We start from the raw sequence: 17,387 nt of genomic DNA on the forward strand, positions 1-17,387 counted from the left end.
ATTTTTTCTGTCACTCGTTTACTGTGATCAAGGAGTTATTTGAACTATCAATCAACTGTCAAATATTTGACTTCCCTAAACTTCATGACTACGGTGTTTTCTCATGATTGATTTAGGGTTGCTATATGTGTTCTTAATTGTTCAGTGTTAACGCCAGAGACAGTATTACAAATAATTGATTTTAATAGACACTCAATGGTAATTCCACCAAAGTGCATAGTTCCTATTTTTCGCAAAGGCTTTAGTGTTTCAGTATCAGTATGGCGTTCTAAAAAAGCTGCCTGATAATCTTCCATACTTAATAATTAAAATCAAAATTTAAGCCTAATCAGTATATTACAAGATCAGGATTGTCTGATAAATTGATTTGTTTATTTTTATTCTCCTCCCCCTTTGTATTTGTTGCTTTAAGTTGGGAAACCCGCCAACGGATCTCCCCAAATCACTGGCTTCTCTGCACCTCTGTAGTGAGATAAAAAACATACCTTCATACACAACTGTACACAATTGTAAATTTATATTGCTAAAAAAAACGCATTACATCATGATGTAATGACTGCTGATAAGATGAGACAAAATCACCAACAAATCATAAGATGATGTCAGAACCTATATATTTCTTATAAATCAATGAGTAAAAAACTTAACGCAGTAATTCCTGATGAAACCTGGCAAGCATTAGAAGAAATTGCCAAAAAAGAACAAAGAACTAAAAGCCAAATGGCTGCGATTTTACTAGGGGAAGCATTGGCCAACCGTCAACAACAACCGCAGAAAACATCATGACCACAGAACAACATCTCCAAGAATTAACCGTCAAACAAGAACGCACCCAAACCCAGTTAGATCAACTATCAAGCCGAGTTGATGAGTTTGTCTTTCATGCTCAACGCTTATTTAACAAAATGGGTGAAGATGTAGAAATCACAAAAGCACGTACTGACAGACTAGAAGCACTGATGCTGAAAATGGATCGAAACTATGAAACCCAACAATCACAACTGCAAGAATTTCAAAAACAAACCCAGGAATTTCAAAGACAAACTCAAGAATTTCAAAGACAAACTCAAGAATTTCAACGCACAACAGGCGCTGCTCTAGAACGTATAGATAGAGTCTTAGACTACCTCCTAAGACAAAGCGGACAGAATTAACCTCTCTCTGCGTCCTCTGCGCCTCTGCGTGACATAAAAAAATAGCCGCTCCCCAACAGAAGCGGCCATCATTTAATTTGTTAACAAAAGACCTTAGTAATCGAAGTCTCCGCCACCCATACCAGCACCAGCAGCAGGAGCAGCATCTTTAGGTTCTGGTTTGTCAACAATGATACATTCGGTTGTCAACACCATACCAGCGATAGAAGCAGCGTTTTGCAAAGCAGAACGAGTTACCTTAGCGGGATCAACAATACCAGCCTCCAACATATCAACAAATTCGTTGGTAGAAGCGTTGAAACCAATGTTGAAATCTTTTTCTTTCACTCTTTCAGCTATTACAGCACCGTTTTGACCAGCGTTTTCTGCAATTCTCTTCAGAGGAGCAGGTAAAGCACGAACGACGATTAAAGCACCAGTCAACTCTTCATTTTTGAGGTTGCTGTTAGCCCAGGTTTCCAACTGAGGAGCGAGGTGAGCTAAGGTTGTACCACCACCAGGAACGATACCTTCTTCTACAGCAGCTTTGGTTGCGTTGATAGCATCTTCCAAACGCAGCTTCTTGTCTTTCATTTCGGTTTCGGTAGCTGCACCAACTTTCACAACAGCTACACCACCGGATAATTTAGCCAAACGCTCTTGCAGTTTTTCCTTGTCGTAGGAAGATTCGGTTTCATCCATCTGACGACGGATTTGTTCGCAACGAGCTTTAACACCAGCTTCGTTACCTTCAGCCACAATGGTGGTGCTGTCTTTGGTGATGGTGATGCGGCGAGCTTTACCTAAGCCATCTAGCTTGGTGCTTTCTAACTTCAGACCAGCATCTTCAGTGATGACTTGACCACCAGTGAGAACTGCGATATCTTCTAACATCGCTTTCCGGCGATCGCCAAAACCAGGAGCTTTTACAGCAGCTACGTTCAGCACACCACGTAAACGGTTAACAACCAAAGTAGCTAAAGCTTCTTTTTCAATATCTTCAGCGATAATAACCAGGGGCTTACCTTGACGTGCAACTTGCTCAAGTACAGGTACTAAATCTTGTACCAAAGCAATTTTCTTATCGGTGAGCAGGATGTAAGGATCATCAAAAATCGCTTCCATCCGTTCTGCATCGGTAGCGAAGTAAGGGGAAATATAACCCTTATCAAAACGCATACCTTCGGTAATTTCCAATTCGGTGGTCATGGACTTTCCTTCTTCCAAGGAAATTACACCTTCTTTACCCACCTTATCCATAGCTTGGGCGATCATGCTGCCGACTTCATCATCGTTACCAGCAGAGATAGCACCAACTTGAGCGATCGCCTTAGAATCTTCTACAGGACGAGCGTGTTCAGCAATTCTTTCTACTAAAAACGCAGTAGCTTTATCAATACCGCGTTTCAACAGAATTGCGTTAGCGCCAGCAGCTACGTTCCGTAAACCTTCTTTAACAATTGCATGAGCCAAAACGGTAGCGGTGGTTGTACCATCACCAGCAGCGTCATTGGTCTTAGAAGCAGCTTGGCGAATCAAAGAAACGCCAGTATTTTCAATATGGTCTTCTAATTCAATTTCTTTAGCGATGGTAACACCATCATTGACGATTTGTGGTGCGCCAAATTTCTTCTCTAAAACTACATTACGACCTTTGGGTCCAAGGGTGACAGCAACAGCTTCAGCCAGAATATCAATACCACGCTCAAGGGCGCGACGGGCGTTTTCGTTGTAAATAATGCGCTTTGCCATAATCTGTGTAATTCTGGTGTGTAATTCTGGAATTGGTTATTTGTTGGTTGTCAATTTTCTGTTTTCAGTTCTGAAGTGGGGTGTGATTTTATATCAATCCAAAATCCAAAATCCAAAATCCAAAATCTAAAATCTAAAATCTAAAATTCAAATTTTGACTTTTGACTTTTGACTTTTGAATTGTTTGACCCCTCATCACTCAATTAGCTGACTACTGCTAGAATGTCTTTCTCAGAAAGTAGTACATATTCATCAGTGCCGAGCTTCACGTCTGTACCAGCGTACTTGGAGTACAGCACTTTATCACCGACTTTAATTTCCAATTCTTGACGGCTACCGTCATCATTCCGCTTGCCTGGTCCAAGGGCTACCACTTCACCTACTTGGGGTTTTTCCTTAGCGGTGTCGGGCAAATATAGACCACCTGCGGTCTTTTCTTCAGCGGCGGTCACTTTTACAAAAACGCGATCGCCTAAAGGTTTAACTGTAGATACGCTTAGAGATACGGCTGCCATAAATTTTTTCTCCAGAGTTAGCACTCTCAACTCCTGAGTGCTAATCTACCGAAAAACAGCAACAAATGGCAACAATCTTTTCTGTACGGGTTTCCGAACTGGGGACTGGTGACTGGGGACTGGTGACTGGGGACTGGTGACTGGGGACTGGTGACTGGTGACTGGTGACTGGGTAATCAATTTTATGTTTCCCAATCAACTGTCAACTATCAACTGTCAACTATCACCAATCACCAATCACCAATCACAGAGCATAAATACCTAATTGTTTTAGTTGTCGGGTTCTGTTGCGTAGGTAGTGAATATTTTTATATGGACAACTTTATTTCCAAACCTGGGAAATTGTTATAGAACTGTAAACAGGGAGCCGCTGAATGAGTAACAATACAGTGAGTCAACACCGCCATCCAAACAGTCATCCAATCCCCAGAACTACTAAAGCTGTGGAACTTCAAGCCCTAAGTAATATGTGGACGCGCTAAGATTGGCTTTCTTTTCTCTCCACAGGTTTCTGCTGGTTCTTACCAAACAGATACTCCGGGCTAAAAACCTCCTAGCTATGTCATCTGGGAATGCTGGAAACTGTGACTCAAAGTGTGGACATCTCAACCATCGTGTGAGATTCTTCCTATTTGCATCTTCTAAACCTCAACCAACCGCTTGCGTATTTGTTGTTCTAGATAGATAATGGAAGTTTACCCAGATGCGGTTTGGTATTACACAAATTAATTGATTTATAGTCATATATAGGCTATAACAGGCATAAATAAAACATTTTTACGCCTTCATAGTCAATGATATAAATCAATAGTTTTGGGGAAATTCCAGAAAATGACACCCTAGCTCTGGTAAGACACTTAGCACAAGTCCAAGCCTTTTTTTATTTCACTGTCAAAATTAATTGAGGGAGATAATCAAACAATTAGGCAGGTGATGTAAATTAAGTAGTCCCGACAGCTATTAACCAAGGGATAGAGGGTATGTAGTTCACCCTGTGAAGTTTTACCTCACAAAATAAAACCTGAGATATTTGTCAATGGTTTTATGAACTATATTCAAAAAACCGGAAGTTATTGAGCGGATGATCCCAAAACACTTAATTGGCATCTATGGAAATGTAAGCATAAGCCTTTTTCAACCATTTTTTTGCCAGGAGCTTCCTTAGTTTCTTGTGAACCTCTAGAGGCTTAACATTCAAAACAGGATATAGCAGAGCAACAGTTAACAAATGAAAGTGCGGGTGAGTTGTCAGTTAGGGTGATCTTCAGCTAAATACTGAACCTGTCAACCAGACGGATTATGATTTAATCAGGTTTTTTAGCCCGCTGCTTTCAAAAGAGTATATAATAGTGCATTATAAATACTATTGCTCTCCGTATCCTTACTAGACTTTTGCCATTAAGTTACTAGTAGTATGTTAAGAGTGCCTACCACTTTCACAACCACAAACAACCAAGGCAAGTTAAGTGGTAAAAACAGTACGTGCGGCCAGCGCGGAATTTACGCCTGTGGACAAGAACCCGGCGACGGGCTTGGTGGAAGCAGGAAGCAAACAACAAAATGTTCCAGGTTCTAGGGTGTATTTGCTTATGCCCCTGCCATGAACAATTTTTGTCAGGTTTGTTTTGCACAACATCTCACATAATCCACCAAAGAGGATAACTATTCAAGACCTTGATGGATTGAAGCGCGACAAGTGCCACTGCTATGAAAGAGTCCAGCATGAAAGATCACAAACGACTTCTATTAATTGATGATGACCCTAACCTCATCTTGCTGGTGAAGGATTACTTAGAATTCCGGGGCTACGAAGTCATCACGGCCGAAAATGGACGGCAAGCTCTGGAAATATTAGACCATGATGTTCCAGACATGATCATCTGTGACGTGATGATGCCAGAAATGGACGGGTACACTTTTGTGGAACAAGTCCGGCAAACTGAACGCACTAGCTGGATACCTGTTCTCTTCCTGTCCGCTAAGGGGCAAAGTGCAGACCGAGTTAAAGGTCTGAATAAAGGTGCTGACGTATATATGGTCAAGCCCTTTGAAGCAGAAGAACTCGTAGCACAAGTAGAATCTTCACTCAAGCAAACTATCCGTTGGAAAGAACATCAAACTAAGGGAGGGGAAAACGGTTCTCGTATCCAGGTTCCCTTTGATGTCCAGTTAACTCCCACAGAACTGAAAGTGGTTCAGTTTGTGGCTAGGGGTTTAGCTAACCGGGAAATCGCTGAAGAACTAAATGTTAGTCAGCGTACAGTTGAAAGCCATGTTTCCAATATGTTGGGCAAAACCAATCTCCACAACCGTACTGAACTAGCACGGTGGGCGATTGAAAATCAAATGGCTTAAATGTTCCACTGATTTGGTGAAGGTTTGAGTTTTGAGTTAAAAAATCATAACTCAAAGCTCAAATCCTTTATTTGATCTTGACTTTAGTTTGATAGCCAGTAAAAAACATGACATGAATTGTGAAGCATACAGATTTTTCAATTCCAACTTCATAATTCATGTTTTATGATACTTTCCTCAATTGCTATCTTCCAACCCAGATATCACCTAAAATTATTTATACAGGCTAATTATAGGGACTGGTGATTGGTGATTGGTGATTGGTGACGGGTAAAAATCTTTTATTCCTCTACTTCCCTTACTTCCCTTACTTCCCTTACTTCCCTTACTTCCCTTACTTCCCTTACTTCCCTTACTTCCCTTACTTCCCCTACTTCCCCTACTTCCGCTACCTTCTGCCTTTTGCCTCCTCCCTTCTGCTTCCTGTTCCCTGATTAAGTAATCTGTTCCGTAGGGATTTCTATGATAAATTCTGTACCATAACTAGGGTCAGAACAAACATAAATATTGCCTTGGTGCTTTTCGATGATTTGATAGCTAATTGCCAGTCCTATACCAGTTCCCTTGTTGACAGGTTTGGTTGTAAAAAATGGATCAAATATCTTGCTTTGTAATTCTAAACTAATGCCTGGTCCATTATCTTGGATGCTAATTGTGATCTTACCAGAATCAGTTTTTTTGGTTTTAATTACTATTTGTTTTTGTTTTTTTTGTTCTTGTTCTAATAAAGCATCAATGGCATTACTGAGGACATTCATAAATACTTGGTTGAGTTGGGCTGGATAACATTCAACTAATGGTAAGTCTCCATATTCCTTAATCACCTCAATTTCTTGTTTTAGCCTATGGTTTAAAATCAGTAGTGTACTGTCAATTCCTTCATGAATATCGACGGCTTTTTTATCAGCTTGGTCTAGTCTAGAAAAGTTGCGTAAAGATTGGACAATTTCCCGAATACGATCTGTTCCCATTTTCATTGAGGCAAGTATTTTGGGTAAATCCTCGATGATAAAATCAAGATTAACCTCAACTGTGTAATTTTCAATGACAGAATTTTTTGCTGGATATTCGTTTTGATAAATTTTAATTAACTCTAACAAAGCTTGAATGTAATTTTGCAGATGAATGAAATTACCATTAATAAAATTAATAGGATTATTAATTTCATGAGCTAAACCAGCTACCATTTTACCCAAACTAGACATTTTTTCAGTTTGGATAAGTTGAACTTGTGTTTTTTTCAGTTCTTTTAAAGTCTCTTCTAGTTGTCGTGCTTGTAGACGAGAAGTGGCATTTGCTGTTGAGAGTGCTTTGAAGTTGTTATAGGCTTTAGAATGATAACGGATGCGGGCAATTAACTCCACTACATCGGGCAATTTAATTAAATAGTCATTAGCACCAGCAGCAAAAGCATCTGCTTTAGTTTGTGGATCTTCTTTGCTGGAGAGCATGACAATAGGAATATTATAGGTTGCTGGATGGGAGCGAAACCAACGTAATAGCATTAGTCCATCAATCTCAGGCATAATCATGTCTAAGATAATGACTGTAGGCTCAAGGGAAATAGCTTTTTGAATAGCCTGTGCGGGGTTGTCTATATAATAAAAAGCGATATTTTGCTCGTTAGCTAGTAATTTGCCAACTGCTTCACCGATTATTGGTTGATCATCAATTAGTAAAACTTTAACTACATCCGTATTTAACGGGACTTTTGATGGAGTATATGACAGTTTTTTTTCCTGATTCAACGAGGGAGATAATGTCTCAGCAGTTGGTGAGGTGAGGGCTGTAGATGTGGATATCATTGTTATCGCTCCTCATAATTATGGTGTGGAAAAAATTTTAAGTGTACATTATTTACCCTTAAACTCAGGATAACTTAAATTAATAATAAATAAAGCTTTGCTTTGCAATTCGTAAACAAAATCATACTGTTGACTTTCCTTAGTCAGCTAATTTATTTTGAATTTTTTTTTACGTAATTACTGGTAAGTAGGTAGATTTGAATAATGGATAATTAACATGGATAATTAACAATGAACAATTGACAATTACCTCTGCGGTGAAAGTTAGAAGCTTGAAAAAGCGGAAATTTTGGTTTTTTCCCTGGAAAGGGTAGGTTTTAAACCTTGAATGAAAAAATTGTCAATTGTCAACTGTCAATTATCAATGTTATTGCCCTCTGATTAAAAATTTTGTACAGGCTGGTGCGATCGCCTCAACTGGTAAAATTTGTAACGCTGCGCCTAATTCTACTGCGGCTTTGGGCATCCCATAAACGACACAGGTTTTGCTATCTTGGGCGATAGTGTGCCAACCGATATCCCGTAATATTTTTAACCCTTGAGCGCCATCCCGACCCATACCTGTAAGCAATATTCCCACACCGTTACCTTGCCAATATTTAGCAACACTTTGAAAAAAGACATCAACGGAAGGATGGTAGAAACTATTTATGGGTTCTTCCTGATAGTCAAGAGTTTGATCTGCACGCATTACGAGGTGATGATTTGTACCTGCAACTAATACTTTACCTGGTTTTGGTAAATAACCGGAGATAGCAAGATGGACTGGTAAAGAAATTTGTCCATTTAACCAAGTAGCGAAACCTTGAGCAAATTGGGCATCGAGATGTTGGACAATGACGATAGAGGCGTTTAAATTTTGAGGAAACTGGGAGAGAATAGTAACTAAAGCTTGGGGACCACCAGTGGAAGAACCGATGACTATGAGAGGTGGTTGTGGTTTTGGGGAAGTTGTGGGTTTGAGTCGTGGATCAAACTGCGATCGCCCACGGGAAGACTTACCGATTAATCTAGCAATAGTGGATATTTTCTTTAATAATCTAATGCTACTATCTGTAGGCTCACCTAAACTAATAGCTGGGGTATTGACAGCATCTAAAGCCCCATAACCCATTGCTTCAAATACTTTAGCTGCATAACGGTTGACGCTGGCTGTCACCATGAGGATAGCACAGGGGGATTGACTCATAATGTGTTTTGTCGCTTCCACCCCGTCCATGTTGGGCATGACGACATCCATTAAAATTAAATCTGGGGTATCTTCTGCACACTTAGCAACAGCTTCTACACCATCATAAGCAATCCAAACTAAATCATATTCTGGCACTGTTGCTAAAATCCGTCGTAGTGCTTCCACTGCGATGATTAAATCGTTAACAATAGCAATTCTCATAAAAAAGTTGTATTTAATTTGTAAGCTAACTCATGAAAACATAGATACAATAGCTAATCTATTGTACAATTAATTATGTAAATCGCTGATAAAATATGCAAGCTTTTCTAACTATTACGATTACTCCAGAATTGAAAGCAGCACTTTTAGAACTTACTCAAACTGAATGTATATCTATTGATAGTTTAGTTGTTAAAGCTATTGAGAGCTACATTTTGACTCACAGATTCCGCGCATTGCGTTCTTATTTGATGCCCAATCAGGGAACAGTCTATACAGATGAGGAAATTTTTGAGATAATTTCATGAAGCTAGTTATCAATTGATAATTGATAATTGACAATTGTTTCATTCAAGGTTGAAAACCTCCCCTTTCAAGGGGAAAGAAATCAAAAAATTTCGCTTTTTCAATCCTCTCCGTGGAAGGGAGAGGAATTGTCAATTGTTCATTGTTAATTGTCCATTATTGAAAGATATCCATTGCTGTTAATTTAACATAAAACCGATATCCCGACTGGGAATGAATTAAGAGTCTCATAGCAAAAGTCATCTAAAGATGACTAAATAACCAAAAAAATTTTAACTTTTATCCCAGAAGATTGTTTTATGGAAAGAATAAATTACTCACAAATTATTCAAGATATTTTAAGTAATCATTCTCGTAATGATATCGCTAATGGTACAGAAATTCAATTGCTATTTGATACACAACGTCATCATTATCAAGTATTAAATATTGGTTGGAAGCAACAAATTAGAACTTATGGGGTGATTATTCATGTTGATATTAAAGATGATAAAATCTGGATACAAAGAGATGGTAGAGAAATTGGTATTGCTAATGAATTAATCGCTGCTAGTGTACCTAAAGAAGATATTGTTTTAGGATTTCACGCACCTTATAAGCGGCAGTTTACAGGTTTTTCGGTGGGATAATACGGTGGGATAATAATTTATTTCCATTTTTTACCATTACATAACAGGTTTGGTTTATTCTTTATCAATAATCAGACTAACACCACAGCGAATCGCTGCTTCTGCTAACCGATTATCAAGTGTTGCTAATGGTAATTTCAACCGCAATGCTAATTCTAAATAAGCTGCATCATAAGCGGATAAACCTTCTTGTCTTGCTAATTTCAAGGTTGCATCTAAAGCATTTGTATCTGTAGCTATATCAACTTGAATTAATAGGGACTGTAATAAATTAATAGCTTCCTGAGATTGTTCTTTTGTCATGCGGTTACGTCGTTCTGCTACAACAAAAGTATTAGCAATCTCCAGCGACCAAATTCCTGGTACAAATGCCTCAGAATCTACCATCATTGCTAATATGGAATTAGCATAATCATTATTTTCGTCTACCAAACACCAGCTAATTGCTACCGAACAATCTAAAACAAACTGCATTAAAATCTTCGTCCTTCTTCAATCATTTCACGGATTAGGTTTTTATCTAAACCTACTTCTTTTCTTAGTTGTTGCATTCTATTAATTGCGTCTTGAATTGATTTTTGAGTAGTGGCTTTTCCCCAAGCATTATGTTTAATTGTGGTAGTTTCTGTATTATCTAATGGTTGGACAACTACCAATACTTCTACAGATTTATCTTTAAATTCTGTATGGGTTTGGATTTGTAATATACCATCAGCACCTATATGTGTCAGCAATTTTATTGTTTCCATTTTTACTACCATTTTTAAGTACAGGTTGACAATTTCTGTATTTATTCATATCTATATTACTACTTAAATTAAAACTTCAACTTCCTGAGCGATACTTGTAGGCTGAGGAATTGGTAAACCTGACTCTATTAAACCTTCTATATGAAATTCTATGGACTCTACAATTAGTTGTTGAACTTCTGCTAATGTTTCAGCTACAGCTATACAACCAGGTAAGTCGGGAACATAAGCACCATAACTGGTATTTCCTTTTTCAATTACTACTGTATAACGCATTATTCTTTCTCCAATTTCATACTTCCTATTTTACTCCTCATCATCATGGAAATTAGAAATATAAGGTGGAAGTTTCCCAAAACTAATTCTTTCTACATATTTAATGGCGCGATGTTCTTCCAATGATGTTTGAATTAAGGTATTTATTAACAACCGAAATTTATTAATATCTGCTTGAGATGGTGATTTTAATTGTGCAGCTAATAAACTGGAAATTTGCAAAATCAATTTAATATTAGGTAAGTTAGCTTTGGTTTGTTCAATGATTTGATATTTTTTATTCAGACAATATTCATCACCTATATGAGAATAATCAGCGAGTGTTTTTAATAGTTCTGGTTTCCAATTAATAATTACTTGTTTTATTCCTGGGATTTTATTTAATAAAACAGCGATGATTTTCGGTAAATTAGGAATGAAATCACCGATATTTCTAAATCTATAGATAGGAGTATCAAGAATTAATTCTATTGTGCTAACTGGTGGTGCGCCAAATGTATAAGTTTCTAATGTATAAGGTGCAATTGGTTTTAATTCGGTTTCACTAATTCGTTTAGTAATTAATGTAGCCGCAGCACCGCCTAAACTATGTCCAGTGACGAAAATATTTTTGTTGGCGTTTTCTTCTCTTTGGATAAAGTCTTGTAATTGTTGCCAAAAACTCTTAACATAAAGATTAAAACCGGAATGAATTGCTTCTGAATTGGGGAATGCAAGTAAGTTAAAGAAGTAATCATCTAATCTTTCTGTACCTCTAATCGCAATGACAATATCATTTTCTGTTGATAGAAGTAAACCACAACAAACTAATTCATCGGTATCAGTTAAAGGACGTGGTGCTGAGATAAATTCTATGGTTTGATATGGTGGAAAAAATGATGGAGTACCTGTTTTTAGGATATCGCTAACTATATCATTTCCTTGTTTATAGGCGACGTAAGCGAGTTGAGAAATACAAGCCATTTCTAGGGTGCGTTGTCTGTCGGTGGATGTTTTCATGTTGGTTAATTTTTGGGTAGGTTTGAATTTGTAATTACAGAGTTGTAGATTTATTGATGATGGTTTTTAATTCTTTCTGCACTTGTTCAAGTTCTTGGCGTTTTTGGTTAATAAATGCTTTTTCAATTTCCCGTTGTTCTAAATTTTCCTGGTGAGCTTTTTCTTGTTGTTCTAAAATGTTTTCATAGATTGATATTGCTTCTGTAATTACTCTACTGGCTGATTCAAAGCGATTCTTAAAAACTGTGTTAATAATTTCTTGGGTTGTTTGATAAACTTTATCTTTTGATTCTTCACAGAATTTTTTCATTCCTATTTTACAAATTGTTGTTTTGATTTTGGTATGTATCCCATCTATATCTAGCATACCCAAGCCAAGTGAACCAGCAATTGCAGCACCAACAGCAAAAACAGCAATAGCAACAAATCCAATTCCTGTAAAGAATATTAATGCAGCAGCTAAAGCACCACCTATTCCCAAACCCCCACTTATTCCTCCAAAACCCATAAAGTCATCATTTACACCTGCAATCGAAATATTAATCTGCTTGCTAAAATTGGTTTTAATTTGTTGATCTAGCCTCTTAAAATCACTTTTAACTTTATCTAGTTCATAAGTTATATAAGCATTTAGAGATTCAAGATGCTTGTGTAGTATTTCTTCTTTTAATTCCTGATTTCCCCATACATCTATATCTCTCATTAATTCATTCGTGAATTGAGTAGTATAATACTTAATAAGTTTGTCCTGACTAAATACTGGGCTATGTTTAGAAGACCAATGCTTGCTTTTTTGAAGTATGCGGTTTTCTAATCCTTTATTCCATTCTTCCCAAGATTTCTGAGCTTGTTCAATAACTAATTCTTTTCTTTTTTCTACTAAATTATAAATTGTGACATCACAACCACTAGCTTCACCTATTTTTTCTAAAATTTCCTGTTTTCCTATTTCTGAAAGTTTGATTTTTCCGTCTAATGATTCCTCGACAATATACAAACTGTCTAAACATTTGGTAATTACTTGGGTTATATCATTAACTGCACGATTAATTTTTAATGTTCCACGCTCTAAAGTCAAGAATTTCTCTAGAGATTGAGTAAACATTTGGAAAGATTGTAAATATTCATCATTATTTCCATTTTGAATTGATTTTAATGCTGTTTTAGCAGAAATATAATGTACACGATTGATTTCTTTGAAAACAAGTAAATTTTCTTTTTTGACAAAACTTTCAAGTCTCTGTTTTACATCTTGAACATCTTCTTGAGTATCAAGGTTATCCATGAAATTTACTAACACAAAAAGATTATCAGCAGGTTCTTTTATATAACTATTATTAAGCTGATATCTTACATCATGCAGTAATTCTTTTTCTTTTTCAGGAAGTAGACGGGTAGCATTAGTTAAGAAAATGGCTGCATCTGTATCTGTTAGTATTTTTTGAGTAATAGCTGTTCTTTGAGGATGTTCATTTAATCCAGGTGAATCTACTATTTCTACACCATTTTTGCATAATGCTAATTCAGGATGTTCAAAAATAATTTCCTCAATATTAGATTGTGCTAATTCATCACTACGATGTTCTAGAGCAGCTTCTTTAGAAATTGTAGCTTTTACTTTATACTCTTCAAAAGCAATTTCTTCACTTCTCCCATCTTTATAGCGACAAATTACCCGTTTTTGAGTTCCATATTTTAAAACTGTAACTGCACCACTACAAGGAATTGCTCTCACAGGCTGAATTTCTTCACCTAATAAAGCATTTAATAATGTTGATTTACCTTGGCTAAATTCACCAATAACAGCTAACCTAAATCTCTGATTTTTGATTTTATTATATACTTCTGTAATATCATCTATCAAAGTAGAAGGTAAGAAACTATGATCTTTACATTCGTGAATTATTTCAGAGACTAAGTTACAACAACTATCTAAATTTTGACGATAGACTTGGAACTTTTTCAACTCATCATAGGATACACTTGTATGCTTTTGAGTGGTTTTAATTTCTGGTTTAGCAGGTAAGATTGCCAACATATCACTTGCTGCTTTTACAAAGACTGTATCAAGTTCTTGAAACCGAGAAGGATCTAGTAAAAAATGTACTTCATTTAAAGCATTTGCATCAAATTTTCCTTGATGAGTAAATGCAATCTCAAAAACTTCTAAATATTCAGATTTAACACCTAAATTTTTAGCAACTATTCCTAAATATTGCTTTTCTTTGATGTCTATATCACGAACTTCTAAATATTCAGATTCAACACCTAAATTTTTAGCAACTATTCCTAAGTATTGCTTTTCCCGCACATCAATTTCACCATCTGCGACTGACATTTCATAACCAAAGGCAATTAATAATATTTTTTCTGATTCTGAAAGTGGCAATGTTAACCTTAACAAATCCTGAATTTTTTTATAAGTTTGATTTTCTTTAACTCCTTTAATCATCAAGTTTGTTAATTTCTGTACATCACTATTTGATTGACTAAATCGAGATAAAATTGTCTGTAAACGTTGTTTTTCTGCTTCTGATACTGTCCCATCTACAAGCATTACTCCTAGTAGTACCGTCACTAAACTAGCTAAAAATAATACCTGTGGTGTAATATCCCGTTGGCTCAGTTTTTGCCCTGTGATCCGTGATAATAAATCAACAGTCTCAGAAGTAACTCGTGAAGTATCCATAAAAATCACCAGTGGATAGAGTGTGTAAAAACTATTATTTCCTAATTTAATCAAATTTAACTTATTTACCGAGTAATTACGGTTATTTGTCTTGAAACTAATAAGTTATACTATAAAAGTATATATTGATTCAATAAACTGGGTAAAGATATGATGTATCAATTTCCATCTCTCATTCAAGCTGGTATTGAAGCTGGTAAATATATCCCCGTCTTTAGTAATGGTGTACCCCTAAGCATCGCTAGAGATGCTGTTACAGGTCAATTTGTGTCTCATGCTATTGGTGTTGTCAATCCATTATCACCATTGGTAGCTGCTCCTAATTTTATCATGACTGGGTTGCAGATGTATAAAAATCAGCAAAACTTTACAGCAATTATGGGTAGCTTGCAAACAATCCAAAACAGCATAGGAGTATTACAAGCAACAACCGCCCTTATCGGTGTAGGAACAGTTGCAGGTGTAGCATTAACAGCAGTGAACTTACACCAAACCCTGAAATTGCGGAAAGAAGTTGAGGAAATGCGGTTAGAGGTCAAAAATGGCTTTATTGACTTGAAACAAGCCTTAAAAGACCAAGGAGCAGAAATTAGACAATTAATTGAACAGGTAGCCCAAGATATCAAATTTGAACAACATCGCACGGTTTTAATTAGAGCCTATGGTTTATTTGTGCAAGCTATAAACCGTTTACGTTCTGCTATGCAATTACAAGATATTGGCCGCAGAAATGCAGAAATTGACGCTGCTAGAGGTATGTTATTTGAGGCTTTAGCAGATTATACTAATCCTCATTTATTAGCAGAAACTTCCGCACCAGGACAACTGCGCCGGTTAGAATGTTCTTGGGCTATTGAACAAGCAATTATTACTACTTATCAAGTGCAAAATGAAATTTCTGCTGTGAGCGATCGCCTATTACAATTACAAGATACAATCTATAAAAATGCCATCAATGTAATTGAAAAATGTGAATCACACGATGAACTTGATTTTCTGTTTCCTGAACTTACCCGCATTCACAATCATGATTTAGTAATCATCGAAGCATGGCAAAATCATGTAGATTGGGTAAAATCTCTACCTCCAGCCGAATTAAAACTTTTAAATAGTGCAGATTTTCATAATTCAGAAACTACCCAAACTATCACTAATTCAGAAATTCCCCCAGAACAAATCAGCTATGAAAACATAGCTGAAAAATCTCATTTTTATTCTTTACGGGATCAATTATTATTTATGTTTGCGCCGGAATTACGCCGGGAATATGAAAATTATGTGAGTCAACAAGCTGCAATTTCTGGATATAGAACATTAGTTACATCTAATTTACAACAAGCATCAGATTTAACAGTTGCTAATCTTTTTTACTATTTTAATATTAGGGATGAATCACAGGAAGAAGTAGAATAACCATCAATCGTTCAAAATTCAGTGCCTCAACAAATGATTACAGCTAATAATAGTAATTTAAATGAAAAAGTATTTAGAAAATTGAAAAGAATTATTTGCGAGCAATTAAATGTTGATGAAAACAAAATTGACTTGAATACAAACTTTGCTGAAGATTTAGGTGCTGATTCTCTTGATGCTGTGGAATTAGTGATGGCTATAGAAGAAGAGTTTGATATTGAAATACCTGATCAAGTTGCTGAAAGAATTACTACAGTTAAACAGGCTGTAGATTATATAATTGAAAAAGCTACTTCTTAATTATTTTTCCCACTAACTAAGGTAGAATATAACAGAAGAAAGCAATGATGAAAACTCAAGTTTATTTTCTCTTTAGCTATATGCTATACTAATAATATATCAACATGGAAAACCATTATGATTACAACACCTCTCTCTAGTCTTAGTCTGGAAGAATTACAAACCTTAATTATTTCAATTGTAGATGACAGACTTACCAAAAAATATATAGTCAAACAAATGCCATCTCAACAAAAATTACAAGAGATTTTCAACTCTATTGATTTGAATATTTGGATACCTCCGGTTTCTGTACCTTCCACTTTAGAAATTTTACAGGAAGAAAGAAATCAATGACTAGTCGTTATATTCTTGATGCTAGTATTGTCATCCAAAGGTTTATTCAGCAAGAATACACACCACAAACAAAAATATTGTTTAATCGTCTTCTAGTAGGAGACGAATTTTATATACCGGAATTTTGTTTATTAGAATGTACAAATGTTATCTGGAAACAAGTCAGGTTTTATGGACTACCAGAAACACAAGCAAAGTTACTTATTCAACACTTAGAATATATTCCTTTTCAAATTATCTCTGTCAATACTTTATTATCCTCTGCATTAGAAATTGGCTTAATTCATCAATTAGCAATTTATGATTCTCTATATATTGCTCTAGCATTACAATTAAATTATCCTTTGATCACTCTTGATCAACGTCAATCTCAAACAGCAATTAATTGTGGAGTTCAAATAATTCCTATTACTAATTTTATAGAAGATATCTCCTTTGGATAATGTGTTAATAAACAATTATCAATTTAGATACATTTTCTTTATAAGTTCTAAAACTTTCATAGTTTGAGTCTCCAGAGAGGGAAAATCATTAATAAATTCAGCTAACCCTCCCTCACTTTCGAGATAGTCAAACAATGTTTGTAAAGGAACTCGTATTCCTACAAAAACCGGAACTCCACTCATAATTTCGGGATCGGAGTGAATAATACCTTGAGTTTCTAATAAGGTGTTTAGTGTCATGTTTCCTTCAAGATATAACTCGATATCTTTTATTATAGCAGTGATATGTAAAGT

General features: G+C 36.0%; 21 protein-coding genes. 9 read left to right on the top strand and 12 right to left on the bottom strand.

Going from position 1 to position 17,387, the window contains the following annotated elements; genetic code table 11:
* Positions 1–101: 101 nt before the first annotated feature.
* Complete coding sequence (locus H5968_RS16530) at positions 102–296, bottom strand: hypothetical protein (protein ID WP_187040856.1); 195 nt, start codon at positions 294–296, stop codon at positions 102–104.
* A 334-nt stretch (positions 297–630) separates the two neighbouring features.
* On the opposite strand from H5968_RS16530, the gene H5968_RS16535 reads away from it, so the two are divergent.
* Together H5968_RS16535 and H5968_RS16540 are read left to right on the top strand one after the other, a co-directional pair.
* Complete coding sequence (locus tag H5968_RS16535; protein WP_096565145.1) at positions 631–786, top strand: hypothetical protein; 156 nt, start codon at positions 631–633, stop codon at positions 784–786.
* Positions 783–1,154 (top strand): hypothetical protein, encoded by a 372-nt coding sequence (locus H5968_RS16540; RefSeq protein ID WP_187040822.1) that lies wholly within the window; start codon positions 783–785, stop codon positions 1,152–1,154. The genes H5968_RS16535 and H5968_RS16540 overlap by 4 nt, the downstream gene beginning before the upstream one ends.
* Before the next feature lie 93 nt (positions 1,155–1,247).
* On the opposite strand, the gene groL is transcribed toward H5968_RS16540, so the two are convergent.
* The 3 genes from groL to H5968_RS16555 form a co-directional block, all read right to left on the bottom strand.
* On the bottom strand, positions 1,248–2,885 hold the full coding sequence (gene groL / locus H5968_RS16545; protein ID WP_096565147.1) for a chaperonin GroEL: 1,638 nt from the start codon (positions 2,883–2,885) through the stop codon (positions 1,248–1,250).
* 203 nt (positions 2,886–3,088) lie between these two features.
* The gene (gene groES / locus H5968_RS16550) at positions 3,089–3,400 is read right to left on the bottom strand and encodes a co-chaperone GroES (RefSeq protein ID WP_096572532.1); all 312 of its coding nucleotides are present in this window, start codon (positions 3,398–3,400) and stop codon (positions 3,089–3,091) included.
* A 40-nt stretch (positions 3,401–3,440) separates the two neighbouring features.
* Positions 3,441–3,599 (bottom strand): hypothetical protein, encoded by a 159-nt coding sequence (locus tag H5968_RS16555; RefSeq protein ID WP_187040823.1) that lies wholly within the window; start codon positions 3,597–3,599, stop codon positions 3,441–3,443.
* A gap of 1,508 nt (positions 3,600–5,107) precedes the next feature.
* Between H5968_RS16555 and H5968_RS16560 the strand changes: the two genes are divergently transcribed.
* Positions 5,108–5,755, top strand: coding sequence for a response regulator transcription factor (locus tag H5968_RS16560; protein ID WP_187040824.1), 648 nt, complete (start codon positions 5,108–5,110; stop codon positions 5,753–5,755).
* Positions 5,756–6,189: 434 nt separating this feature from the next.
* Here H5968_RS16560 and H5968_RS16565 read toward each other — a convergent pair whose 3' ends face one another.
* Positions 6,190–7,560, bottom strand: a complete 1,371-nt coding sequence (locus H5968_RS16565) for a sensor histidine kinase (RefSeq protein WP_187040825.1) — start codon at positions 7,558–7,560, stop codon at positions 6,190–6,192.
* 367 nt (positions 7,561–7,927) lie between these two features.
* The gene (locus tag H5968_RS16570) at positions 7,928–8,953 is read right to left on the bottom strand and encodes a chemotaxis response regulator protein-glutamate methylesterase (protein ID WP_187040826.1); all 1,026 of its coding nucleotides are present in this window, start codon (positions 8,951–8,953) and stop codon (positions 7,928–7,930) included.
* Positions 8,954–9,048: 95 nt separating this feature from the next.
* On the opposite strand from H5968_RS16570, the gene H5968_RS16575 reads away from it, so the two are divergent.
* Together H5968_RS16575 and H5968_RS16580 are read left to right on the top strand one after the other, a co-directional pair.
* Positions 9,049–9,261 carry a hypothetical protein gene (locus H5968_RS16575; RefSeq protein WP_187040827.1) on the top strand — a complete coding sequence of 71 codons (213 nt, stop codon included), beginning with the start codon at positions 9,049–9,051 and terminating at the stop codon, positions 9,259–9,261.
* Positions 9,262–9,558: 297 nt separating this feature from the next.
* Complete coding sequence (locus H5968_RS16580) at positions 9,559–9,888, top strand: XisI protein (protein WP_187040828.1); 330 nt, start codon at positions 9,559–9,561, stop codon at positions 9,886–9,888.
* Between the two features lie 54 nt (positions 9,889–9,942).
* Here the strand turns inward: H5968_RS16580 and H5968_RS16585 are convergent, their stop codons facing one another.
* The 5 genes from H5968_RS16585 to H5968_RS16605 form a co-directional block, all read right to left on the bottom strand.
* Positions 9,943–10,362 (bottom strand): type II toxin-antitoxin system VapC family toxin, encoded by a 420-nt coding sequence (locus tag H5968_RS16585; protein ID WP_187040829.1) that lies wholly within the window; start codon positions 10,360–10,362, stop codon positions 9,943–9,945.
* The gene (locus tag H5968_RS16590; protein WP_187040830.1) at positions 10,362–10,637 is read right to left on the bottom strand and encodes a hypothetical protein; all 276 of its coding nucleotides are present in this window, start codon (positions 10,635–10,637) and stop codon (positions 10,362–10,364) included. Before H5968_RS16590 ends, H5968_RS16585 begins: the two co-directional genes overlap by 1 nt.
* Positions 10,638–10,700: 63 nt before the next feature.
* Entirely contained in the window at positions 10,701–10,913 is a 213-nt protein-coding gene (locus H5968_RS16595; protein WP_168493294.1) for a type II toxin-antitoxin system HicB family antitoxin, read from the bottom strand.
* A 30-nt stretch (positions 10,914–10,943) separates the two neighbouring features.
* Positions 10,944–11,912: a lipase family protein gene (locus H5968_RS16600; protein WP_187040831.1), complete on the bottom strand. Its 969-nt coding sequence runs from the start codon at positions 11,910–11,912 to the stop codon at positions 10,944–10,946.
* Between the two features lie 34 nt (positions 11,913–11,946).
* Positions 11,947–14,601: a dynamin family protein gene (locus H5968_RS16605; protein ID WP_187040832.1), complete on the bottom strand. Its 2,655-nt coding sequence runs from the start codon at positions 14,599–14,601 to the stop codon at positions 11,947–11,949.
* 150 nt (positions 14,602–14,751) lie between these two features.
* Between H5968_RS16605 and H5968_RS16610 the strand changes: the two genes are divergently transcribed.
* From H5968_RS16610 to H5968_RS16625, 4 genes are all read left to right on the top strand, one after another.
* On the top strand, positions 14,752–16,014 hold the full coding sequence (locus H5968_RS16610; protein WP_187040833.1) for a hypothetical protein: 1,263 nt from the start codon (positions 14,752–14,754) through the stop codon (positions 16,012–16,014).
* Between the two features lie 33 nt (positions 16,015–16,047).
* Entirely contained in the window at positions 16,048–16,314 is a 267-nt protein-coding gene (gene acpP / locus H5968_RS16615) for an acyl carrier protein (protein WP_187040834.1), read from the top strand.
* Between the two features lie 117 nt (positions 16,315–16,431).
* Complete coding sequence (locus tag H5968_RS16620) at positions 16,432–16,650, top strand: hypothetical protein (protein WP_187040835.1); 219 nt, start codon at positions 16,432–16,434, stop codon at positions 16,648–16,650.
* On the top strand, positions 16,647–17,093 hold the full coding sequence (locus H5968_RS16625) for a type II toxin-antitoxin system VapC family toxin (protein ID WP_187040836.1): 447 nt from the start codon (positions 16,647–16,649) through the stop codon (positions 17,091–17,093). Before H5968_RS16620 ends, H5968_RS16625 begins: the two co-directional genes overlap by 4 nt.
* Positions 17,094–17,111: 18 nt before the next feature.
* On the opposite strand, the gene H5968_RS16630 is transcribed toward H5968_RS16625, so the two are convergent.
* On the bottom strand, positions 17,112–17,333 hold the full coding sequence (locus H5968_RS16630) for a DUF433 domain-containing protein (RefSeq protein WP_187040837.1): 222 nt from the start codon (positions 17,331–17,333) through the stop codon (positions 17,112–17,114).
* Positions 17,334–17,387: the final 54 nt, after the last annotated feature.

This window comes from Sphaerospermopsis sp. LEGE 00249, assembly GCF_014299995.1.
GTDB classification, from domain to species: Bacteria; Cyanobacteriota; Cyanobacteriia; order Cyanobacteriales; family Nostocaceae; genus Sphaerospermopsis; species Sphaerospermopsis kisseleviana.